Source organism: Paenibacillus sp. ALE2, from assembly GCF_054113385.1.
This window is the reverse complement of record NZ_CM134213.1, coordinates 1,030,001-1,053,054: the sequence shown is the minus strand read 5'-3', so window position 1 is coordinate 1,053,054 and position 23,054 is coordinate 1,030,001. Positions and strand designations below refer to the sequence as shown.

Sequence of the window (23,054 nt, the reverse complement as noted above, 5' to 3'; positions counted from 1 at the left end):
TATGAGCAAATTGCAAATATTTAGATTTCACCTCCTCATTTCTGATCAAGAACGCCCTATATCAATGGATAGGGCGTTCTTGTCATTTCTTATATTAGAACGGTCATAGTCATTTTCCACCGTCTCACCCATCCTCGCTAGTTCTGTCTAAATAACCATTCGCAGCAATAAATTAAATGAATACAAGCATATTAGGCCATGTGTAGTTAGCTCCAAGTCAAGCAATATTCTACGAAACACGTTGTATAGGCCTAATTGTTCAGAATCGGTTCAGTGGGGTTTCGTATAATTCTTTTAGCATAGTTCCTTGGTTGCATAAATCGTAGAACTAAACATGACTAAAGCCTTTGATATAACAGGATATATGCCAATAAATAGCGTCTAGGAGTGAAAATATTGAAACTTGTAAATCGAAATAAATGGATTGCATCTGCAATGGTGCTGGGGATTGCTTCAGGCTCCATTGTATCTCTGCCTTGGATGGGCGGCACCCAGACTGCTTATGCAGCGACAGCAGATACGCAAAGTGAAACTGGATTTGTAGCACAAGCTCGCACTTTGGGTTTGATGACAGGTGGTAATCAGGGCGATTTTATGGCACAAAAGAATTTGACCCGCGCCGAAGCGGCTAAAATTTTGTGCAGTCTGTTCCAGTTGGAAGTTAACAATCAGCCGCAAACTTCTTTTATGGACGTATCCTCGGATGCATGGGGTGCTCCCTATATTGAGGCTGTACGTGCAGCCGGGTATATGACAGGCAACGGAGAACTGTTCCGTCCGGGGGATGCCATTACCAAGGAAGAACTGATCGTTTCGCTAGTACGCGCAATGGACTTGCAGGATGCAGGTAATGCGGACGCACAGCAAAATGCAGTTCAGGTAGCTCGCAATTATGGTCTATTATCAGAGGATGCTTCTGCAACAGATTTGAAAAATCCGTTGAACCGGGAGAGTGGTGCCGAAGTATTTGTTAGCCTGTTGGATCATCCAGTAGGAGAAGTGAAATCAGAGGGCAATACGGTTCGAATCGGAAATATCCCTTACCAGCTGGAAGGATCTTTGCAAGGTTTGTTCGGTGAAAATAATAAAGCGGTATTAAAAGGGGCAAAAATCGATCTTAACCGTAATTTGCGTACACTCACAGGTGTAAATAAGCTGGAAATTAACGCAGACGGTGGCGTATTTGACGGTAAGGGTGTGTCTTTTGATGGGCGCCTAATCGTCAATGGTTCGGTAACCTTGAAAAACATGTCCTCCACAGGCGTATTAGAAATCAAAGGCTCAGGTACCCAGCCGGTATCAGCCATTTTGGAAAATACGACATGGTCTGGTGTTGAGCTTGGCTCTCAAGATGCACAATTGACAGCAACCGGGACGACAAAGATTGACAACTTGACGCTGAAAAATGATGCATCGATCGTGACCGAAGGTAATGCCGCGATTAGTCGTGTTTCATTGCAACAGGGACTTGGCAAGCTGTTGGTTAACGGTAGTATTGGTTTGCTGGATGCATCTCAATATGTGGGCGTTCCTTTTATTACGTTGGCTAAGGGAGCAGCAATCAGCCAGCTTAACCTGCCGGAACAAAAACAGCCACAGGATGTTATTATCAACTATAATGCGATGAAAGAAGCTGTTAGTCTCGTGAATGGTACGACGAAATCGTCCTCTACTGGAGCGGTTGTCACGGATACAGACAGCAAAGATAAGAAAAAACACAACAGTGACATTATCAGCGTAGACCGCAGTCGGCTGGAGACAGAAGTCCATGCAGCCAAAGAACTGCTGGAGCGTGCAGGCGAGGGTGGAACGGATCAAGCACTTTACCCAGCCGGAGCGAAGGAAAACCTGTCCATAGCCATCCATCAAGCTATGCTGGTACTAAACAATACAGCAGCTACACAAGTAGAAGTAGACCAAGCGCTCAGCACATTGAAACAGGACGTTTCTGTGTACACAGCCTCAGCCACAGAACCGGTGATTGGAACACAGGAATTAACTAGACTGATTCAGTTAGCTTCGACTACCCTTGAACAAAATCGAATGATTGGTGACGAATTTCCGCCTCTCTGGGATGACTCACTAAGTCAAGCGATTCGATTTGGCAACAATGTGTTGGAAGGGAATGCGCCTCAGAATATTGTGGATCGGGAAGTAGAAAGCTTGGGTCGAGTAATCAAGGTATACAAAGCATCAGTAAAACTCAGAGATACCTATCTGCATTTTCTCGATGTAACGGATCGTGTGGAGAATTTGAAAACGGACAAAGCGCGTTACAAGTCCATAGTGAGGGAAGGATCAAAAGTATATCTGAATCCATTATCTACAACTGAGCAGTTGGAGGAATGGACACAAAAAATAGAAGGTGCCACAGAATCATTCCTGGCACTGCAAGCAGCGGACTTCTCAGTGCTTAAAAATACTTTACAAGAAGCGCAGGTTATCTACGATCAGAGTGGTTCTCAAAATACTGAACTAGACAACCTCATTCAGGAATATACAGAGAAGATGCACACCGCTATGACGCAGCAGGATGTATTGAATTTGAACACGGAACTGAGTCAAAGGCTTGCGGAGTTCAACGCCCCAGAGCCTGCTACAGCTCGTGAAAAACTACAGCAGTTGGTTCAAGATGTTCAACTCAAGCTGCTGTCTAACCCTGTGGCTCGTAATTACTTGAATACGGAAATGCAGCTTTTAGATCAACAAACAATGCAAGCCCACTTTGCACTCATGTTTCCGCTTACTCCCGAGGAGCAATTGGTGATCTCTTATAACCAATTAAGTCAGGCTAAAGAGACCTATATTGAAAAATATAACGAGAAAAGGCTACAATTGAGACACGAAATCATTGAAATGCAGACATCGATCAATGAAGTTTTGTTGCAAAACTCAGGAGCGTTAAGCGCTGAAGCCCAACAAGCCCTGTCTTTTGCTTCAGAGCATGCCTCCATCTTCTTGGGGATGTCCAGCTTTGAATTGCAAGACGTTGTTCCCGTATACGAGGAGCTGCAACGGGTACAGAGCCAGTATGCTGCACCAATAGCAGTGGATACCATGTTGTTAAATTTCAACATAAGTATAGCTAATAATGAGGTTCAGACGTTCGGTCGTCATTATACCGAACAAGATAACGTAGAACTTCAAGGACAAATTAATCAGGCAAACCTTGTGCTTAATACTCCGTATATTACACAGCTGCAGGTAGATCAGGCTAACACAGATTTGATTACGGCGATTTCGAACTACCAATCCAAATGGATCGTAACTGATCTTGACATCCAAGAGCTCAAGAACATTGCGAACAATCTAATTACAGTAAATGGTACAGATCCTACGACGGTCTACTTTCACAGAGTAGTGGATGCATTCAATCGTCTGGACCCGTATTATCCTATGCCGGAAGTTAAGAAAAATTATATGAATCTGGAAGATGCGATTCAGGAGTATAAAGATTTTATAGACAGCCAGCAACAAAGTAGTGGTGGAGCAACGCCGCCAAGCGATAGCAGCGGAACAGGAAGCGGCGACAGCAGCGGTGGAGCAACGCCGCCGAGCGATAACAGCGGAACAGGAAGCGACGACAGCAGCGGTGGAGCAACGCCGTCGAGCGATAGCAGCGGAACAGGAAGCAGCGACAGCAATGGTGGAGCAACACCGCCAAGCGATAGCAGCGGAACAGGAAGCAGCGACAGCAATGGTGGAGCAACACCGCCAAGCGATAGCAGCGGAACAGGAAGCGGCGACGGTTCAGGATCGATTCCTGGCGGTGGCAATGATGACGGTTTGATTCCTTAATAGGAAAAGTTAGGAACTACAAGGATGTATAGAAGGGGACGATTCCGCACAGATTTTATCTGCGGCGGGCGTCCCTTTTTGTATGGACAACGCTTCTAATGTAGCTGGATAGAATAACCGATACAAAAAGATAGACGTTATTGAAAAGAGCGGGGGATTTATGAAAAAACAGGGTATTTTATTTTTTATTATACTTCTGCTTGCGGTTGCGTTGCCGGTGTATCCGTTAGTGTCGGGTGTATTATCCGGAAACAGTCATTGGAAAGCTCACAACGGTGTTATTGATTTGCGTAATTGGGACCCCGACAAGGAAGGCGCTGTACAGTTGGGAGGAGAGTGGGAGTTTTATCCTAATCAACTTTTGCAGCCTTCATCTTTTCAGGAAACGCGAGATCAGGATTGGGAAAATCGTGGAAACTCCTCCAAATTGGGATCAGGCACCGGATCTTCCGCCAAAATTGTGGATGTGCCTGGTAGATGGAATCAGTGGATGCCTGGGGGACAGGCGACTGGATATGGAACCTATCATGTTCGTGTACTGTTACCTGAAAAATTGGAAAATCTGTACGGCATCCATATGCAAAACATTCGCAACTCCAGCCGAGTATGGATTGACGGAGCAGAGGTGGGTGCGAGTGGTGTTCCCTCCGTTTCAGCCGACAAGGGCGAGCAGGGCAACGCCCCCTTTGTTGGATTTGCTGCAGTAGATGGACATTCGGCTGATATTACCGTGCATGTGGCTAATTACAGCTATTCCTCCGGCGGGATCATTTATCCGCTGCTGTTTGGGGATTATGCCAGTATTACGCATAGCCGGGAAGTAGCGATGGCGGAGGACACCGTACTAGTCGCAGGATTTTTTATCCCTACTGTATTTTTTATCATGCTGTACCTTTTACGTAAAAAAGAGAAGGCCTTGCTTTACTTAGCATGCTTTTGCGTCGCGGCACTATTTTACATTCTGACACATGGAGAGAAGCTGCTAGTCTGGGGCATGCCGTATTTACCTTATGAATGGATATTAAAAATACAGTCGTTCTCTTCAACGCTGTTCTATTATTTTTTAATCAGGTATGTTCATCTTTCGACGCAGATTGTTATGAATCGAATCGTGCTGCGACTCTATAGTATTACAACCGCACTGATGCTGGGTATGGGGCTATTGTTGCCTACACTGGTACTCTCATCCTTTGAAGCGTTTATCCTTCTTTTTGGTGTAGTCAGTGTGGGATATGTATTACTGATCCTAATTCGTGGACTTGTTCAACGTACGGACGATGCTGCACTGCTAGTCATTAGTATTATGAGCATTCTTATGATTGTGGTGACCAGTTTTGTGTATGTTCTGGGATGGGGAGATGTACGTGGGGTAACAGCCTATGAAATGCTCATATTCGTATTGGCTCAAACGCTGTTGCTGGCCAAACGTTTTGTATATTCGTTCATGGAGGTAGAGAACCTGTCACGACGGTTGCTAACCCTGGATGGGTTAAAGGACGAATTTCTGGCGAACACGTCACATGAGCTGCGCACTCCTCTACATGGAATTATTAATATTGCTCAATCCATGCTAGACCGCTATGGGACACAATTCAATGAGCCGCAAAAGCACAATTTGGCCTTGATTGCGAATGTAGGGCGCAGGCTTTCCTATTTGATTAACGATATTTTGGATTTTTCTAATTTGAAAAATGGAAGATTAGCCTTAAACCGCCGGCCTGTAAACGTACAAGCTGCAGTGAACTCTGTGCTGGAGGTATTGGGTCATTCGGTAGGTAAGAAAAAGCTCCAATTCGTCAAAGAATGGCCTAATTCGTTGCCTAAGGTGGATGCAGATGAACATCGCCTGAATCAGATCTTATACAATTTATTGGGGAATGCGATGAAGTTTACGGAGGAAGGCGAAATCGTAATCTCTGCCAAGACCAGGAACCGCGAAATGGAAATTAGTGTGAAGGATACCGGACCAGGTATTGCCCCAGACCATCTTTTGCACATATTTGAACCATTTAACCGAGGGGCGAATGCTGAGGACGAAGGATATAGTGGAACTGGGCTTGGGTTAGGCATAACCCGTCGTCTGGTGGAGCTGCATGGAGGCCATATCCGAGTAGAGTCCAGATTGGGTAAAGGTTCGACCTTTTATTTTACACTGCCCTTAGCGGAGACTGGTACGTCGGCACATGAAGCTCAAAAAAATGTTTTGTCTGAGGTTATATTGCAGCCTGGTGTGACCTCGAGTCAGGATGTGAATCCGCTTGAAGAAGATGGATTGGAGCAAGTAAGGAATGTTCCTTACAGAGTGCTGGCTGTAGATGATGATGAGGTTAACCTTCGGGTGTTGGAAGAGCTGTTATACACCACAGGTTGTAGTGTGGTGGCTGTGGAACATGCTGAGGAGGCGCTTCAGCTGCTGAATAGCCGTACCCGATTTGACCTGGTCATTACGGACTGGATGATGCCAGAAATGTCCGGTATTGAGCTGTGCCGACGGATTCGCGAACGGTATTCTCTCTCCGAACTACCCGTGTTGCTGCTGACGGCACGCGACCTGCCCGGCGATATCCGTGCAGGCTTCATGGCTGGAGCCAATGACTTTCTACGTAAGCCTGTTGATGCTGAGGAATTAAAGGCGCGTGTGCGCACCCTGCTGAACATGCGCCATTCGGCAGAGGAAGCGGTGCGTTCGGAAATGGCCTTTTTACAGGCACAAATCAAGCCGCACTTTCTGTACAATGCATTAAATGTCATTGTTTCGACCGTAGCGGTAGACCCGGACAAAGCAGCGGAGCTGCTCATGGAGCTGAGCCAGTATTTGCGGGGAAGCTTTGATTTTCAGAACAGGGAGAATACAGTTCCGCTATGCAAGGAACTGGAATTGGTAGAATCGTATGTGGCATTGGAAAAAGCACGTTTTGAAGAACGTTTGCAGGTGACTATAGAGGTAGGGAGGAACATCCGGTCGCTGATCCCGCCATTAAGCATTCAGCCCATTGTGGAAAATGCAATACGACATGGTGTAATGCAGCGGGCCACAGGTGGAACGGTGCGGGTGATTGTACAAGAGGCTGGAGCCGATTTTGTGGTCAGCGTGACCGATGACGGCGTAGGGATTCCGCCAGAGCGACTGCGACACTTACTGTCGGAGGAGCATGTATCCTCCAGTGTGGGGCTGCGTAATATCCATCGCCGTCTGATCCATATGTATGGAGAAGGATTGGAGATTGAAAGCAATCCTATGCAAGGGACGACAGTAAGCTTCCGTGTGCCGGAAATGACCTTATCTCGCCCTAGTGAATGAATAAAAAATACAGTGCATCTGCCGAAAAAAGCTAATGTCGCGCCCGAGTTTATACGATATATAAAATATAAGAAATTAAAAATCGGATGGTAAAGCAGACAGCTTGGTCATGGAGCAATGTAATGGATGGTTGCAGCAGGAAGGGAGCGCGGACACAGATGAAGGCGATATTGATTGATGATGAGAGGTCGGCACTAACCTACTTGGAACGGTTGCTGGAGGCGGACGGACGATTAACGGTCATGGGCAAATATACGTCTGCACAAGCTGGATTGGATCATCTGGCGGCAGAACGTGTGGATATTGTTTTTATAGATATCGGAATGCCGGAGATGAACGGACTGGAGGCCGCCGAGTGGATTCAACAGCTGGACTCGCATATTCATATCGTCTTTGTGACTGCGTACTCGGAATATGCTATTGAAGCATTCGAATTGCAAGCACTGGATTACTTGTTAAAACCTGTTCATGCCCGGCGGCTTAATAAAACGTTGGATCGGATTGTAGCCACGCTGGCAGATTCCCGTCCTTCCAGCTTGGTCGTCGCAGCAGAGCAATTACCCAAAGTACGTTGTTTTCAAAGGCTTGAAATTTTGGAGGATGGACAAGGAGCCGTGGGAGCAAAGCCATTCAAATGGCGTACATTAAAGTCGCAGGAGCTATTCTCCTTTTTACTACACCATGAAGGGGAATGGGTTAGCAAGGAGCAATTGCTGGATGCGCTGTGGCCCGAATATCATTTGGACAAGGCTGTTGTTCATCTACACACGTCCATTTACCAAATTCGCAAGGCGCTGAAAGAACGGATGCAAGATACGAAGCTGGAGTACAATCTGGATCGCTATCGTTTGAACCGTAATGGCTGGGTTACAGATGTGGAGCTATTCGAGCGGGGAATTTCCGAATGGGCGGCATCTGGCAGCGGCGGTACGCCGCGTATCGAGAGCCTGTTGGCCCTGTACCGTGGCAATTATCTGGAGGAGCACGATTACCCATGGGCGTATGCAAAAAGAGAAAAGCTGCGCAATATGTATCTGGCATGTGCTTCAGAACTGGCTAGAGAAGAGCTCCGTTCAGGTCGTGCCCGGCAGTCTGTCCAGCGCTTGCTCAACCTACAGCAGCGGGAACCTTATTCAGATGATATCTGCGGTTTGCTGCTGACTGCTTATGCCCAACTGGGAGAGTATATAGCTGCTCAAAAGCATTATGAAAGCTTCGTCAGCTTACTGGAAGATGAGTTGGGTATTGAGCCGCAGCAGGTGACACACCAGTTGTACGTACAATTGAAAACACAGACGCTACCTGCGTAGACTGTTGTACTGTTTCAGGTAGCCGCTCAAAAACCACTTCAAAAGGTACTTCATTTGAAGCGGTTTTTTTGTGTGGATAAAATCATTTTAATCGCCTCTTTTCGCTATGATCTGATATTCGCCGAGACCTGTTTTCTTCAGCGGCATATGCATATAGCATATCTCTTCACAGTTAGGCCATATTGAGAGGTTTATAAAGCCACGAAGACTTAAGGAGGCCATGGCATTGGGGAAAAGGAGACGAACTGGCTTTAAGGGCAAAAGAATTAGGGTGGATGTTAGACAATCTTCATCAGCTCACACAGGACAAGGCGGTAACCCCATTTCGATCAATGCTTCGGATGTTGGGGTAGTAAGAACAGATGTCAAAAATAAATAATCAGCTTGTGCAAAAGCTACATCCTCGACGTAAAAAGATCGCCGGGAACAAATTATCTAACTTGTTCCCGGCGATCTCGTTTTTTGCCATAGTCGGCAGGTGCTTTCATCAGCATCCGCGCCTACATAACTTATGCCTTTCTTCTCGTCTTCACACCACCATCTTAAGCAGGTTTTACTGACCGGGCAGGTGCTGCCTTCAGCACAGCGTATCCGTAGGGTGGAAGCTCGACATGCAGCCCCTCCGGTCCTACGGACCACTGGCTTTCGCCAAAGGCTACCTCCCATTCCTGCTCTGGAATAGACAGTTCAAAAGTGTGATGCTCATCGGAACGGTTGAATAGCACAAGCAGCACTTCTTCGTCGCTGCGGCGCTCATAGGCGAGTGAAGCACCTTCCGGCTGTGCCTCCAGGAAAGTGATGCTTCCTTGATCACGAAGGACAGGGTGTGCCTTGCGAAGAGCGATCAGCTCACGATAAAAGTCGAACAGCTCGTGGTCCTGCTTATCGGTGTCCCACTCCATGCACTGGCGGCAGCCTGGATCAGCATCTCCATCCAGACCGACCTCATCGCCGTAAAAAATGCAGGGCGCACCCATGTACGTGAACTGGAACAAAGCAGCCAGCCGCATCAGTCGCTTGTCGCCCCCGCACAGTGTCAACAGGCGCGGTGTATCATGACTATCCAGCAGATTGAAGGCAACCTCGGATGCCTGTTGTGGATAGCGGGCAAGCTGTCGCCCAATGGCAAAGGCAAAGCTCTGGGCATCGGTCACTTTTTTGACGAAAAAATCATTCACCGCATAGGTGAACGGATAATTCATCGTCGCGTCGAATTGGTCCCCCTGAAGCCATTCAGACGATTCATTCCACATTTCACCCAAAATATATGCATCTGGATTAGCCTGCTTGACCGTCGTACGGAATTCACGCCAAAAGGCGTGGTCCACCTCGTCTGCCACATCCAGTCGCCAGCCGTCAATACCAATCTCTTCAATCCAATGCTTTGCCACATTCAACAGGTATTCTTTTACCTCAGGATGTTCCGTGTTCAGCTTGGGCATCATCGGTTCCAGCCCGAATGTATCGTAGGTCGGTGTACCATCGACCACTTCCAGCGGAAAGCTATGGACATGGAACCAGTCCTTGTAAGGCGAGGCTTCGCCTTTTTCCAGTACGTCCACGAACGGTTTAAAGGTACGTCCTGAATGGTTGAACACCGCATCCAGCAGTACCCGGATTCCCCGCTCATGGCAGGCCTTGACCAGTTTTTTTAATATCTCCTTGTCCCCAAAGTGCGGATCTACCTCCATGTAATCCTCGGTATCGTATTTATGATTGGTCGTCGCCTTGAAGACAGGGGTCATATATATGGCGTTGATCCCTAGCTCGCTCAGATGATCCAGATGATCGAGAATCCCTTGTAGATCGCCACCGAAAAAATTGTCTCTTTGCGGTGTGCCACCCCAGTCCTCAGCACCTTCCGGGCTAATGGAGGGGTCGCCGTTGGCAAAGCGTTCCGGGAAAATCTGATAAAAAACAGCATCCTTCACCCATGCAGGTGGCTTCAATATATCAATCGGATTTAGAAACGGATATTGGAACAGACTGTCTGCATTTTGGGGTTCCTCGGTGGTGAAATCGTTCTCGTTCATCCAAATTCGTTCCTCGCCGTCTTCCAGCAAAAACCCATATTTCAGCCGACGGTGAGTAGGCTTTACAGTACATTCGTAGTAATCGAACCTGCCATCGGTGGCAAATTTAGACATCGGAATAAGCTGCCGAGTACGATCCCAGTCGTACTTATCTACGGTAAGAACGTGAACAGCAGTCAGGTCATTTTTCTTTGTACGGAGCCGTAAAATTATCGTTTCATCATCATAACCAAAAGCCCAATTACGTTTCGGGTGGTGGTATATCGCTTCCAGCAGCATCAGATAGGCCTCCTTGTTCACCTGCATTCAAATTTGAAATTGTGAAGCGTATGTCGTATAAGGTAGTTATTAACCTTTTTAAGTGGGTTATGTACCATAACTGCTATAATGCCCATTACATAAAAGAAAAACGATAAGTAGGTGTCTATTATGAAAACAAATGTGCTATACATCGAAGATGATCAAGATATTGGTGCTTGGACGCATCAGTATTTGGAAGAGAGGAATTACGCTGTAACCTGGCTTCGCAGTGGGGATGGAGCTGTGGAAGCAGCTCGCGCGTGCCGACTCGTGATTTTGGATGTGATGTTACCCGGCCTGGATGGGTTCACCATTGGGAAGCGGCTCAAGAAAGAGTACCCGGAGCTTCCCATCCTCATGTTGTCTGCCCGTACGTCCATTGATGATAAGTTACAAGGACTGGATTTTGCTGACGATTATGTGACAAAGCCCTTTCACCCCGACGAACTCATAGCACGTATGGAGATTTTGCTGCGGCGATCAGGAAGCGTGTCCGAAGAATCTCTACAACTGGGGCATCTGTCTGTGTTTCCTCCAGATAATCGTATTGTGAATCGTGATACCGGGGAGGAAATTACGCTAACAGGCAAGCAGTATCATATCTTTGCTTATTTGCTGCGGCATTTGGGCCAGATTATGACGAAGGAACAAATGTATGAGGCAGTCTGGGGAGATCCGTATATCGACGGAGACAAAACCTTAATGGTCCACATTCGGCACTTACGGGAAAAGCTGGAGATTGATCCTGCGGCACCCCGTATCATTGAGACGATCCGTGGTGTAGGTTATCGGGTGAAAGCATAATGAGCGGTATGCGTAAGAGGTGGGCATGGTGGCGTCGCAGCTCCCGTCCAGCCCAAAGAGGGCGGTTTCGTAATTCACTGTTGTTCCGCTATTTGGTCATTATTGTGTTGGCTATGATGCTGTTGCCCATTGTATTGCCTGTTACAACCTTGATATATAGCATACTGTTGAATTTGCAGACGGATATCAAGCCTAAGAATCCTTACTATCCCTCTACGACCCATACTGAACATAGCTGGCATCGAGAAGCTATAGACTTGAAGGGAGCTAATCCAGAGCAAATTTCAGCCCATCTGCGTAAAATACAGCAGGATATGTTCCCAGATTCACAAATATTTTGGGTCGATACCGCAGGGTTAACCAGACTGGAGCTACCGACACAACCTACCATTCCAAAACAATGGAGTGCGGCGCAAGCTATAGCTCTTATGAAGCAAGCCAGCTCTGAGGGGCCGTTTACGGTCGTGGCCTTTATTGGCGGGGGCAAGGATGATGTGAATCAGGGCTATATGGTATTAAAAGTGCCCCGTTCGTTCTTTGAACATCCGACTAGTGACAATGGCATGTTGATGTATTATCTCCTTTTTATTCTATTGGTTCTGGGGGCTTTTATATTCGTATCGCTTCTGTTTTTTGGAGGCATTAGGCGGAGGCTGTTGCAGCTTCAGGCCGCCATGTCGCAGCGAGGCGAGGATGGATTACCCATTCTCGTTGCTACCGGACGCCCGGATGAAATCGGCAAACTGGAAGAGTCGTTTAATCGGATGGTTGAGCAGTTGGCAGAGAGTCGAGGACGTGAGCGTCAGGAGGAGGAACTGCGGAAGAGACTAGTCGCCGATCTGTCACACGATATTCGAACACCACTTACGGTTGTGCGCAGCCATCTGTATACCCTGGATGCGGAAAATCTCAGCAGCAAAGGGAAACAGTCGATTACACTGATGGAAAATAAGTTAAAGGACCTTGGGAGTCTGATCGACAACTTGCTAACCTATAATTTGCTATCCAGTGGCAAATACACCATGAATAACGAGCCGCGTGATATCTTGCGGCTGGTGCGCGAGTGTGCAGCCAACTGGTACCCAGTGTGGGAAAAGGAAGGCTTTGAAGTGGATATCGACCTGCCTGAGCATAGTTTGGTATGGAATGTCGATGAGCAAGGCTTCTGCCGTCTGCTGGACAATCTTTTTCAAAATGTAGTTCGGCATGCCGCCTCCGGTCGATATATCGGTATTCAAGTACAGAAGGATAACGGAAGAGAGGCATTGGTCATCACAGATAAAGGCCCGGGAATGGAACAACAATCCAGTGAAAAAGGAGCTGGAATTGGCCTGGCGATTACAGAGCTTTTGGCGCGCGAAATGAATTTGGAGAGGGAGATTTCTAGTTCATCAGCCGGGACACAAATCCGTTTTTTAAACAAAACTTAAACTCAGAGTTCCCTTGGCTTTAAACTTGGCACGTTACGATAGGTGTCGAGGTGAGGAACTTGAACGAAACAATTATTGAAACGAACAGTCTCAGCAAAATATACAAAGGCCGCGCCGCGGTTAATCAGCTGGACCTGAAAATAGCACGGGGAGATATTTACGGATTTCTCGGTCCCAATGGAGCAGGGAAAACGACAACAATCCGCATGCTGCTTGGGCTTATTCGCCCAACTCGAGGAACGATCCGTATATTCGGCAAAGATATCCGCAGACATAGACTCGATATTTTGCGTAAAGTCGGTTCGTTGGTAGAGTATCCTTCATATTATGGTCATTTGAACGCCATCGAAAATCTGGAGGCTATCCGTCGTATTTTGAATGTACCGAAAGAGAACATTGCGGAAGTATTGGAGGTCGTTCGGTTGACCAAGCACGCCAAACGCCCGGTTAAAGGCTACTCGCTGGGCATGAAGCAGAGACTTGGTATCGCAGCAGCCCTGCTCGGCAATCCCGAAGTGCTAATTCTGGACGAGCCCACGAATGGCTTGGACCCCGAGGGCATTCAGGAAATGCGCGAATTGATACAGGCGATGCCCAAGCAGCGGGGGATCACTGTACTGGTATCCAGCCATCTGCTGAGCGAGGTAGAGCATATGGCGAATACCGTCGGCATTATCCGTGAAGGACAGCTGGTCTTCCAAAATACAATTCACAATCTCCGTCAAGAGTCCGCAGGGGGGATTCGGATCGTAGTATCGGAGCCGGAAGCAGCCCAATTCATTGCACGTGAGCAGGGCTACCATTCAGTGATGAACGGGGCAGCGCTGGATTTTGACAACATGAATGACGCGGCTGTTGCGCTGCTGGTCAGAAGATTGGTCGAAAATACACATGCTGTATATCGTGTGGAGGAACGCCGCAAATCGCTGGAGGATATGTTCATGCAGGTGGTGGGCAAAGGAGGGGGCTCCCTATGATGCTGCGAGCGCTGACAGCGGATCTGCTCAAAGCACGCAGAAAGGGAATCTGGTTCCTGGTATTCCTCGGTCCTCTTGGACTGGTGGCCATGCAGGGACTGAATTTCGGACTCCGCTATGACTATCTGATTCCACGATATAAGGGTCGCTTATGGGAAAGCTTGATGGATAACATCGCGTTGTTTGTCCCCCTTGCGCTAGTGCTTGGAGCTACGATGGTCGCTTCCATGTTGGTGAATGTGGAGCATACATCTAACTCCTGGAAGCAGCTGCTGGCTTTGCCTATTTCCAAATTTAGTGTTTATATGGCAAAGCTAACATTAGCCATTGGAATGCTGTGCGTGTCCTGCCTACTTTTGACGATTGGGACTTGGACATTAGGAATGCTTCTTGGCTTTGGGGGAGAGCCTGCACCAATAGGGGAGCTACTGCGGCTCGGATTTTGGCCCTTGGGCGGCACGCTGCCTATACTCGTATTGTTGTTGTGGCTAACGGTCACGTTCCATAATCAAGCGCTACCTGTAACACTGGGCATTACGTTAGGCATTGGGAGCTTGTTTGCTTCCCAGTTGTCCGAATGGTTTCCGCTGGCTTGGCCGCAATTCGCATGGGTTGCGCCACAAGCGTGGATATTTGCGTCCATCGGATGCGGAACAGGTGCAATTCTCAGCCTGCTGACCGCAGCTCATTTTAGTCGAAAGGATGTGGCGTAATGCTTGGAGGATACGTGCGGCTACTTTCTGTCGAACGCATGAAAATAGCAAAATCGCCCGTCTGGCTGCTCGCGCTCGTCAGTCCAGCGATTGCCGTCCTGATTGGTTTGCTGGCGAATCCGGGAGGAAACTGGCTGTTGCTGCTGGCTGCTATGCTTACAATACATGCAATGCTGTTCCTGCCGATGCTGACCGCCGTGTTTGGGTCTCTTGTCTGTCGTTTTGAGCATGGGGGTGGCGGCTGGAAGCAACTGATGTCGTTGCCGTTGTCTCGCACGGGGTTGTACGCAGCCAAGCTGACCATCATCATGGCTATGGTCGGACTGACTCAGCTGCTGTTTGGAGGAGCGCTGCTGGGTGTTGGAGCTGTGCAGGGGATGAACGGACCGATCCCTTGGGCCGTGATCGCCCAAAGCCTGCTTGCAGGCTGGGTTGCTTGTCTGCCGCTGGCTGCCCTGCAGCTGATGGTGTCCTTTTTGTGGTCTAGCTTTGCTGCACCGCTTGCTTTGAATTTCGTCTTCACCGTGCCCAATATGCTGGTCGCCAACTCTCAGACCTATGGTCCATACTATCCATGGACACAGCCTCTATTGGCGATGATGCCGAGTGGGGGAGATAATTTCGGGGCGTTCATGGTGCCAACAGATACACTGTTGATGGTGGTACTGGGTAGCTTTGTCGTGTTTGCGTTTGCTGGCCTGATGATATTTCGTTATAAAGAGATATAAGACGAAATGTGGAAACTGCAAAAGCTCCTTATCCTAAAAAGAGGGTAAGGAGCTTTTTTGCTGTGCTGCAGGTTCGTGTTCTGAATAAGACACTTACTCTATGGCTTACACTAAGCCTGAAATAGCACGAATATTATCGCTGATCAGGCGGCAAGAGGCGTCAAACTTGGCTTGTTCTTCTGGACTCAGCTCAAGCTCGATGACCTCCTGAACTCCTCTACTGCCGATGATTGCTGGAACGCCCGTGCAGACATCAGTGTGTCCGTACTCGCCGTCCAATACGGCAGAGATCGCTATAATTTTACCATCGTCATTCAAAATGGAACGGGTAATGTACGCCAGCGCATTGGCAATACCAAAATAAGTGGCACCTTTGCGGGTGAAAATCTCCCAACCGGCATCCCTTGTTTTACGGGCGATGTCATCCAGATCAACGTGTCTGAATCGTTCCTTATGCTGACGCAAAATGTGCAAGAGCGGCTTGCCGCCAATCGTAACGTGCGACCAGGCCACGAATTGGGATTCGCCATGCTCGCCCAAGGCATACCCCTGTACACTGCGTGGATCTATGGAAAACACCTCAGAAAGCAACGTCTTGAGCCGGGATGAGTCGATAGAGGTGCCCGTGCCGATCACCTTGTTGCGCGGCAGACCAGATATACTCTGCACCAGATAAGTAACAATGTCGACAGGATTAGCGGCAATAACGAAAATACCGTCGAAACCGCCCTCCATAATAGCTGTTACAATCTCTCTGGTGATATGCACGGCATCGTCCAATACAGATAGGCGGTCTTGACCCGGTTTAGGATTGGACCCAGCCGTTATAATCACAACATCCATATCTGTGCAGTCTGCATATGTGCCTGCACGGACCTTGGTGCGTGTAGACGTAAAATCCATACAATGGGACAGATCCAGTGCATGGGCCAAAGCCCGGTCATACGTGCGGTCAATCATCATGATTTCGTCACAAATGGACTGATTGACCATTGAGTAGGCACAGCTCGAACCGACCATTCCCGCGCCGACAATCGCTACTTTCCTTGCCTTCCCCTTCATTTATGTTTCCTCCTCGTTCCAACGAACGTTAATATGCTACAAATTATGCCTGAAATCCATTTTACGTTACATAACATAACATATTGCTGATCTTTTGAAAATATCCATTTTTTTGTCCTCATTCCGATAAATTAAAAAAGAACGGTGAATAGGGGGAGCAATTTAGGATTAATCAAAGAATAAGTGTAGATTACCCATATTCTTTTATTGGAAGACAGGATGTAAGTTATCTATTTATTTATAAGTGGTTTCCGTATAAATCATAACATGAGCCATATCCATGGAAGAAAAGTTTACGTAACAATATTGGGAGTATCACATTTATGTGACGTTTCTTAACGAGTCTCAAGAGTATACAGTGCAGGAGCATTCTTAGCGATGTCGCTTCTTGTATGTTTTTAAATTATTCGTTTATGACAAAGGTTCTTAGCAGTCTGCAATATTAGAACTATTTTGCCAAAGGATTTCCAATGGTTTCCGCGAATCCTACATATACAAGCTTTTTCTTTCCATACCATCCGGGGAGGTAATGATTAAATGGAAGAAAGCAAGTCGACGACGGAAGCAGCAAAGCAACTGGGAATCGGGGCGAGTACCCTTCGTAAATATGCAGCGGCGCTGGAGGAACAGGGATATGTGTTTCAACGTTCCACTAATCAGTCAAGAATGTTCAGTGCAGAGGATGTTGAGTGCTTGAAGGTGATGCGGAGGGCGTTGCGTGAGCAGCATATGACAATGGAGCAATCCGTTCAGGTGGTACTTGAGAGAATAACCGCTCCTTTCCAATTGGAGGATGAAGAATTCCGCTTGCCACCCATCTCGGATGCTGAGTCACTGACTGCAACCTGGCAAGAAATAATGGCGGCGGCTGAGGGTAGAGAAGAGGCGGTCATGCAGGAGCAAGCTGCTGCTACGGTTGAGCTGACAGAGATACAGGATGAAATGAATGTTCAGGAGCTACCAGAGGAGCCCATGCAGTCGCAGGAACAGTTCCAAACTTTGACCCCAACCATGGAGTATAGATTGGAGCAAGCACCTGTATCCGTACAAACGCAGGAGTCCATAGAGCCACAAGAACTGGCGCAGATGCAGGATATGGTGCAAACCGCTTTGTTGGAAATGCGGAGCCGTTTGGAGGAACTGGAAGCAGAGCACAGCCGTTTGGTGGAGAAGAATGTTAGCTTATCTAACCAACTAGAGGACCATAAACGTTGGATGAAAGAAAGGGTCGAGGAAGAACGGGATCGGCAGTTAATCACTAATCTACGTACCTATCAGGGCCGGCAACGCAAAACGCGCAGTTCGCTGTTGTCCTGGCTCGGTCTGACACCACGTAGCCGCAGAGAGGCATAACGATCATTATCTTGTCTAATAAGACCATCAGACCTACCCGGCTCTGATGGTCTTTTGGCGTGGATGATATAATAACGGAATACAAGAATACGAGGACAAGTCGCATAGGAAACGTGGCTGCGGCATGTATAGGAAAGGATCTAAGTATGTTTGCTTGGTTGAGGAACATTTATGAATCATGGATAGATTATCCCAAACAGCCTGGTGATTTGCTGAGCGGACGTTATTGTGTTCGTTCGCTTTTAGGCATGGGTAGCTATGGTCTAACCTACCTTTGTCTGGATCGGCACAGCGGACAGGAGGTGGCGGTAAAACTGCCCAGACCGAGCAAACGAGCGCAGGCAGTTCAACTATTGCAGCGCGAGGCTCACATTATGCGAAAGATGGAGCACCCTTTTATTCCAAAGTTGCTTGAAATTGACCAACATTCGGACGGAATGTATATGGTCATGGAATACGTCTGCGGTATGACCTTGGAAGAGCTTATCTTTGAACAGGAGCGTTCCTTTACGGAACAGGAATGTATCGTCTACATTTTAGAGTTAATGGAGCGAGTTCTGCATGTGCATGAACGGGGATACATCCATCGCGATATCCGTATTCCTAACGTAATTCACCGCGAAGGGAAGCCGTACCTAATCGACTTTGGGCTTGCTTTGGCCGTGGGAGAACGACAGGAGGATGTATTCACCGAAGCCATGCTGGAAAAGCGCGCACCTGAGCGACAAGATGTCGCCTTCTACAGCGATTTGTATGATGTCGGGCACTTCATGCTTTTTATGCTGTATAGCAGTTATGAGCCTCAGCCGGATCAACCCCCTGGAAGCTGGCAGGAAGAATTAATGCTGAGTCAACCTGTGCGTCATATACTGGAGCGGCTTTTTCAAATTCGTCCACGTTATGAACATAGTCGACAGTTTATGCAGGAGTTGGAGGAAGCATTATTGCAGTTAGAGGTTAATCCATAACTTTAATCCCTAAAAATAAACAGGCATTCGCCGCAAAAATGGGGGAATGCCCCTTACGCATTTGACTAGGTCTACATACAATGATCCTGAAATGAGCGAAGGGAGTGTTGTAAATGAGTCATATGTGTGGAGTAGGCGGTATGGGTTGCGGCGTAGGAGCCTGGACCTCTGTAGGAGCGATTCTGGTACTGTTTATTTTGTTGGTGATTATCTCTAAAACCCTATTTCTGTAATTTCGGTTATAGCCGATTTCCTGTAAAATGCACTGATGTTGCTCTGCGTAACGAAGGGCGCACAACAATAAAGCGAAGGCCCTTGATGAGAAGGGGCTTCGCTTTATAAGCTTAAGGAGCCTGTGGCTTGCTTCTTGTTTTACGTTGTACTCCGCCACTGCTTTTTGTTGTGTGGCTAGGAACTGGAGTAGTGACGGCGTTTATCCTTATAATATCGGTGACCGTTATGGCTGTTCTTGTATCCGTCTGATGAAGAATGGCGTCTACGGTCGTAATAACGATCTGAGCTGCTGTATCGCCGCTTATGGGAATGAGAGGTGGAATGTAGCAGGCGGTGCAGTAATTTTTTGAGCATCGTCTAATCCTCCTTCTTATCCTATCCAACTGAGTATAGACAGGTCTTATAAAACGATAATACGCAACAACATTAGAACAGGTTCCGCTAATTTAAGATTGTAGGGACTTGACCTGAAATTCTGCAATATCCTTGAACTCTTCTTCAAATTTACGTGAAATGCGAATATAGATCGGCAGTAAATCGCGATAGATATCTACATGCTCTGCCGCAGGTTTATGCTGATGAGTGGTGCCGATCATACCGGATACTGCATCTAGCGAATCAATTCGCCCTAACGCGTACAAGCCTAGAATAGCTGCGCCTAGACATGAGCTTTCCAGACTTTCGGGGATAATGACTTCCTGATCAAAAATATCCGCCATGAGCTGTCTCCACAGCTCCGAGCGTGCAAATCCACCCGTGGCGTGAATGACAGACGGTCTGTCGATGACTTCCTCCATAGCGAGCATGACTGTATACAGATTGAACAGTACACCTTCCAGTGCGGCGCGAATCATATGCTCTTTTTTGTGCCGCAGGGACAGGCCGAAGAAGGAGCCACGCGCATTTGGGTCCCACAGAGGAGCGCGTTCGCCAGATAGATACGGAAGGAAAAGCAGACCGTCCGAGCCTGGACGCACCTGCTCTGCGATTTGGGTCAGCACATGATACGGATCAATTCCTAAGCGTTTGGCAGTTTCCACCTCAGAGGCTGCAAATTCATCCCGTATCCAGCGGAATACGATACCGCCGTTGTTCACCGGGCCGCCGATGACCCACAGCTTTTCGGTCAAGGCATAACAGAAAAAGCGCCCTTTCGCATCGGTGAGAGGCTTATCAACTACAGTACGGATGGCTCCGCTGGTGCCGATGGTAACAGCGACAACTCCAGGTTTGATTGCATTCACACCGAGGTTGGACAAGACACCGTCACTGGCCCCGATCACAAAAGGGGTCGTCTCCAGCAGGCCCATGTCATGTGCATAGGCTGCGTCCAGTCCTTTTAGCACATGAGTTGTCGGTACCAGCTCGGACAGCTGCTCCTTCGTCACACCTGCAATAGTGAGCGCTTCCTCGTCCCAATCCAGCTGCTTCAAATTCATGAGTCCGGTAGCAGAGGCGATCGAGTGATCCACGACATATTGGTGGAATAACCGGGCAAAGATATATTCCTTTATAGAAATGAACTTGTACGTCTGGGCCGCTACATCCGGTAAATCTCGTGTAATCCACATCAGTTTTGTCAGCGGTGACATGGGGTGAATGGGCGTTCCCGTGCGTAAGTAAATATCGTGTCCATTGTATTTATGTTTGAGCGCTTCAGCCCATTTGGCACTACGATTATCTGCCCACGTGATGGAGGCGGTCAGTGGTTTACCGTTCTTGTCCACCGCCAGTACGCTGTGCATAGCCGAACTAAAGGAGACGAACAGCACATGTTCGGCGGGTACTCCGCTTTGTGTCATGACCTCTTGCACCGTCTCTACGACAGCTTTGAGAATATCTTCAGGGTCCTGTTCTGCCGCATCTGGCTCAGGTGTATGGAGTGGATAGCCCACATGATGCTGCGCGGCAATATTGCCGTTTTCTTCAAAAAGCACTGCCTTGGTACTGGTCGTGCCAATATCGACGCCGATCATATATCGGGTTTCAGTCATATTCATTCTCCCCTTCACTTACCTTATTAGCTATTATCGTTAAATTAACACATCCAGCAGTATAATCAAACCGAATGCGACTAGGGAGAGGATGGTTCCATAACATTCAAAGAGTAAAGGTGCTAATATGTATAGTTAATTGTATACTTGTCGACAATTTAGTCTGAAAAGAGAACCGCGTCAGTTGGAGTGGGCATAAAGACGCGATACAATTGGCTCTTTGTCGGGTATGTTCCGGCTAGGATAATGTCTTTCTATAGGAGGACAAAACACTATCGTTAACCGCGTTGCGAGTGTCTCGGTAATGTTCCTCAATGAGTCGGGATAATTCTTGATCATTTCCTTGTTTTAAAGCATTTGCAAAGGTGCGGTGCTTGTGAATCGTGACTTGAGATTCTTCGATGTTAGACGCAAAACGTTGTTCTGTCGCAGCCAGCATAACCGTCAGGATCAACTGTCTCATACCATTCCAGGTATGGAGAATACGGGTATGGCCTGCTTCCAGAACCAGAGCTTCATGAAAATTAAAATCCTGAAGTGAAAATTCAGCGATATCTCTGTGCTTGAGAGCGACTTCCATTTTGTCGATCATCTGATTTAAAGTGTTTACCAATATGGTATTATCCCTATGTACATACCTTTGAACAACAAAATGCTCAATCAGCATTCGTACGTCGAATAGCTCCTCCATATCATCGGGTGTCATGCCGATCACAACCGCCCCCATGCGCTCCAAGCGGATAAGTCCTTCGCTTGAGAGCACTTTCATGGCTTCACGCACAGGAGAACGGCTGGTACCAAAATCGGTAGCAATCTGATTTTCAGATAGAACAGTGCCGGGTGTCTGCATACCACGTATAATCTGAAGTCGGAGTTCACAAGCAATCCTCTCTCCAAGCGATGCGCCCTGTAACCAGGTTGTTGGATATTTCATAGAATACTCCTATCTTGCAAATAATTTTGCATACTTGTATACAAATTATGGAGTATTATAAACCCCGTTTAAGCCCTTGTAAACGGTATCAATTGACATCGGTTCCATTTCACTGCTTTTAGCGTTACAATAGAAGCAGAAAAAAAGAAGCAGTGAAAAGTGGAATGAACATGGATAAGAAGGAGAACATTTAATGATTATCATTAAAACCAAAGAACAAATTGAAAATATGAAAAAAGCCGGCGAAATTTTGGCTGCTTGCCACCGGGAAATTGCTAAAATGATTAAGCCAGGTATTACGACACTGGAAATTGACGCCTTTGCAGAATCATTTATGAAGAAGCACGGCGCAACGCCGGAGCAAAAGGGTTATAACGGCTACCAGTTTGCAACTTGTGGTTCCCCTAATGATGTGATTTGCCACGGCTTTCCGAACAAAACACCATTGAAGGACGGCGACATCGTGACGATCGACATGGTTGTGAACCTGAATGGCTGGCTGGCAGATTCCGCTTGGTCGTATGCGGTGGGGAATGTGTCTGAGCAGGCCCAAAAGCTGTTGGACGTTACCAAAGAGTCTCTGTATAAAGGGATTGAGCAAGCTGTTGTTGGTAATCGGATCGGGGATATTTCCCATGCGATCCAAACTTACGCGGAAGTGGAAGGCTTCTCGGTCGTACGCGAATTTATTGGGCATGGCATCGGGGAAGAAATGCATGAGCAACCGCAGGTTCCGCATTACGGACCTCCGCACCGTGGACCACGCTTGAAAGAGGGCATGGTTATTACAATTGAGCCGATGCTTAACACAGGCACATACCGCAGTAAGATTGATGCGGACGGTTGGACCGCACGTACGTTGGACGGTGGTTTGTCGGCACAATACGAGCATACGCTGGCAATTACAGCAGACGGTCCTATCATCTTGACCCAGCAATAAAAGCAGGCATCCATCAGTAACCTACAGACTAGCGAATTAAATGAGTTAGACCTATTACAGAAAAGAGGCTGTCCAGAGGACAGTCTCTTTTGCCGCGTGCATTCTAAAAAGAATTTTCTGACGCGGATTTGATTCTGTTAATGGCCCCATATCCCCGTTTCTGCATGTAGTGAGG

Annotated in this window: 17 protein-coding genes; 12 read left to right on the top strand and 5 right to left on the bottom strand. The window is 47.6% G+C overall.

Annotated elements, in window-relative coordinates:
- Positions 1-396: 396 nt before the first annotated feature.
- From ACXHJ1_RS04440 to ACXHJ1_RS04430, 3 genes are all read left to right on the top strand, one after another.
- Positions 397-3,798 (top strand): S-layer homology domain-containing protein, encoded by a 3,402-nt coding sequence (locus ACXHJ1_RS04440; RefSeq protein ID WP_457905675.1) that lies wholly within the window; start codon positions 397-399, stop codon positions 3,796-3,798.
- Between the two features lie 160 nt (positions 3,799-3,958).
- Complete coding sequence (locus ACXHJ1_RS04435) at positions 3,959-7,099, top strand: ATP-binding protein (protein ID WP_457905674.1); 3,141 nt, start codon at positions 3,959-3,961, stop codon at positions 7,097-7,099.
- Positions 7,100-7,257: 158 nt separating this feature from the next.
- Positions 7,258-8,409 carry a response regulator gene (locus tag ACXHJ1_RS04430; RefSeq protein ID WP_457905673.1) on the top strand — a complete coding sequence of 384 codons (1,152 nt, stop codon included), beginning with the start codon at positions 7,258-7,260 and terminating at the stop codon, positions 8,407-8,409.
- 542 nt (positions 8,410-8,951) lie between these two features.
- Here ACXHJ1_RS04430 and ACXHJ1_RS04425 read toward each other — a convergent pair.
- The gene (locus tag ACXHJ1_RS04425) at positions 8,952-10,721 is read right to left on the bottom strand and encodes an alpha-glycosidase (protein ID WP_457905672.1); all 1,770 of its coding nucleotides are present in this window, start codon (positions 10,719-10,721) and stop codon (positions 8,952-8,954) included.
- Between the two features lie 150 nt (positions 10,722-10,871).
- On the opposite strand from ACXHJ1_RS04425, the gene ACXHJ1_RS04420 reads away from it, so the two are divergent.
- Genes ACXHJ1_RS04420 through ACXHJ1_RS04400 form a run of 5 tightly spaced genes read left to right on the top strand, consistent with a single transcriptional unit; the run spans position 10,872 to position 15,394 of the window.
- Positions 10,872-11,546: a response regulator transcription factor gene (locus tag ACXHJ1_RS04420; RefSeq protein WP_017427209.1), complete on the top strand. Its 675-nt coding sequence runs from the start codon at positions 10,872-10,874 to the stop codon at positions 11,544-11,546.
- Entirely contained in the window at positions 11,546-12,976 is a 1,431-nt protein-coding gene (locus tag ACXHJ1_RS04415; RefSeq protein ID WP_457905671.1) for a sensor histidine kinase, read from the top strand. The genes ACXHJ1_RS04420 and ACXHJ1_RS04415 overlap by 1 nt, the downstream gene beginning before the upstream one ends.
- A 59-nt stretch (positions 12,977-13,035) precedes the next feature.
- Positions 13,036-13,953 (top strand): ABC transporter ATP-binding protein, encoded by a 918-nt coding sequence (locus ACXHJ1_RS04410; RefSeq protein ID WP_457905670.1) that lies wholly within the window; start codon positions 13,036-13,038, stop codon positions 13,951-13,953.
- Positions 13,950-14,666 carry an ABC transporter permease gene (locus ACXHJ1_RS04405; protein ID WP_457905669.1) on the top strand — a complete coding sequence of 239 codons (717 nt, stop codon included), beginning with the start codon at positions 13,950-13,952 and terminating at the stop codon, positions 14,664-14,666. The genes ACXHJ1_RS04410 and ACXHJ1_RS04405 overlap by 4 nt, the downstream gene beginning before the upstream one ends.
- The gene (locus tag ACXHJ1_RS04400; RefSeq protein ID WP_017427211.1) at positions 14,666-15,394 is read left to right on the top strand and encodes an ABC transporter permease; all 729 of its coding nucleotides are present in this window, start codon (positions 14,666-14,668) and stop codon (positions 15,392-15,394) included. Before ACXHJ1_RS04405 ends, ACXHJ1_RS04400 begins: the two co-directional genes overlap by 1 nt.
- Before the next feature lie 105 nt (positions 15,395-15,499).
- Here ACXHJ1_RS04400 and ACXHJ1_RS04395 read toward each other — a convergent pair whose 3' ends face one another.
- Entirely contained in the window at positions 15,500-16,456 is a 957-nt protein-coding gene (locus ACXHJ1_RS04395) for an L-lactate dehydrogenase (protein WP_107735169.1), read from the bottom strand.
- Between the two features lie 537 nt (positions 16,457-16,993).
- Here ACXHJ1_RS04395 and ACXHJ1_RS04390 point away from each other — a divergent pair.
- The 3 genes from ACXHJ1_RS04390 to ACXHJ1_RS04380 all read left to right on the top strand — a co-directional run bounded on the left by ACXHJ1_RS04390 (position 16,994) and on the right by ACXHJ1_RS04380 (position 19,010).
- Positions 16,994-17,809, top strand: a complete 816-nt coding sequence (locus ACXHJ1_RS04390) for a MerR family transcriptional regulator (RefSeq protein WP_290403971.1) — start codon at positions 16,994-16,996, stop codon at positions 17,807-17,809.
- A gap of 146 nt (positions 17,810-17,955) precedes the next feature.
- On the top strand, positions 17,956-18,777 hold the full coding sequence (locus tag ACXHJ1_RS04385) for a serine/threonine protein kinase (protein WP_430211339.1): 822 nt from the start codon (positions 17,956-17,958) through the stop codon (positions 18,775-18,777).
- Positions 18,778-18,890: 113 nt separating this feature from the next.
- The gene (locus ACXHJ1_RS04380; protein ID WP_013369112.1) at positions 18,891-19,010 is read left to right on the top strand and encodes a hypothetical protein; all 120 of its coding nucleotides are present in this window, start codon (positions 18,891-18,893) and stop codon (positions 19,008-19,010) included.
- A 175-nt stretch (positions 19,011-19,185) separates the two neighbouring features.
- Here the strand turns inward: ACXHJ1_RS04380 and ACXHJ1_RS04375 are convergent, their stop codons facing one another.
- The 3 genes from ACXHJ1_RS04375 to ACXHJ1_RS04365 form a co-directional block, all read right to left on the bottom strand.
- A complete protein-coding gene (locus tag ACXHJ1_RS04375; protein WP_080561121.1) occupies positions 19,186-19,365 on the bottom strand; it encodes a hypothetical protein in 180 nt (59 codons plus the stop codon).
- A gap of 92 nt (positions 19,366-19,457) precedes the next feature.
- Positions 19,458-21,005 (bottom strand): gluconokinase, encoded by a 1,548-nt coding sequence (gene gntK / locus ACXHJ1_RS04370; RefSeq protein WP_457905668.1) that lies wholly within the window; start codon positions 21,003-21,005, stop codon positions 19,458-19,460.
- A 238-nt stretch (positions 21,006-21,243) separates the two neighbouring features.
- A complete protein-coding gene (locus tag ACXHJ1_RS04365) occupies positions 21,244-21,939 on the bottom strand; it encodes a GntR family transcriptional regulator (RefSeq protein WP_017427213.1) in 696 nt (231 codons plus the stop codon).
- 193 nt (positions 21,940-22,132) lie between these two features.
- Between ACXHJ1_RS04365 and map the strand changes: the two genes are divergently transcribed.
- Positions 22,133-22,879 carry a type I methionyl aminopeptidase gene (gene map / locus ACXHJ1_RS04360; RefSeq protein WP_457905667.1) on the top strand — a complete coding sequence of 249 codons (747 nt, stop codon included), beginning with the start codon at positions 22,133-22,135 and terminating at the stop codon, positions 22,877-22,879.
- Positions 22,880-23,054: the final 175 nt, after the last annotated feature.

Bases quoted from the DNA above. Each gene is read 5' to 3' on its own strand.
- ACXHJ1_RS04390 (WP_290403971.1), top strand. From the start codon at position 16,994: ATGGAAGAAAGCAAGTCGACGACGGAAGCAGCAAAGCAACTGGGAATC.
- ACXHJ1_RS04425 (WP_457905672.1), bottom strand. From the start codon at position 10,721: ATGCTGCTGGAAGCGATATACCACCACCCGAAACGTAATTGGGCTTTT.
- ACXHJ1_RS04420 (WP_017427209.1), top strand. From the start codon at position 10,872: ATGAAAACAAATGTGCTATACATCGAAGATGATCAAGATATTGGTGCT.
- gntK (WP_457905668.1), bottom strand. From the start codon at position 21,005: ATGACTGAAACCCGATATATGATCGGCGTCGATATTGGCACGACCAGT.
- ACXHJ1_RS04395 (WP_107735169.1), bottom strand. From the start codon at position 16,456: ATGAAGGGGAAGGCAAGGAAAGTAGCGATTGTCGGCGCGGGAATGGTC.
- ACXHJ1_RS04435 (WP_457905674.1), top strand. From the start codon at position 3,959: ATGAAAAAACAGGGTATTTTATTTTTTATTATACTTCTGCTTGCGGTT.
- ACXHJ1_RS04380 (WP_013369112.1), top strand. From the start codon at position 18,891: ATGAGTCATATGTGTGGAGTAGGCGGTATGGGTTGCGGCGTAGGAGCC.
- ACXHJ1_RS04400 (WP_017427211.1), top strand. From the start codon at position 14,666: ATGCTTGGAGGATACGTGCGGCTACTTTCTGTCGAACGCATGAAAATA.
- ACXHJ1_RS04430 (WP_457905673.1), top strand. From the start codon at position 7,258: ATGAAGGCGATATTGATTGATGATGAGAGGTCGGCACTAACCTACTTG.
- ACXHJ1_RS04405 (WP_457905669.1), top strand. From the start codon at position 13,950: ATGATGCTGCGAGCGCTGACAGCGGATCTGCTCAAAGCACGCAGAAAG.
- ACXHJ1_RS04385 (WP_430211339.1), top strand. From the start codon at position 17,956: ATGTTTGCTTGGTTGAGGAACATTTATGAATCATGGATAGATTATCCC.
- ACXHJ1_RS04365 (WP_017427213.1), bottom strand. From the start codon at position 21,939: ATGAAATATCCAACAACCTGGTTACAGGGCGCATCGCTTGGAGAGAGG.
- ACXHJ1_RS04415 (WP_457905671.1), top strand. From the start codon at position 11,546: ATGAGCGGTATGCGTAAGAGGTGGGCATGGTGGCGTCGCAGCTCCCGT.
- ACXHJ1_RS04375 (WP_080561121.1), bottom strand. From the start codon at position 19,365: ATGCTCAAAAAATTACTGCACCGCCTGCTACATTCCACCTCTCATTCC.
- map (WP_457905667.1), top strand. From the start codon at position 22,133: ATGATTATCATTAAAACCAAAGAACAAATTGAAAATATGAAAAAAGCC.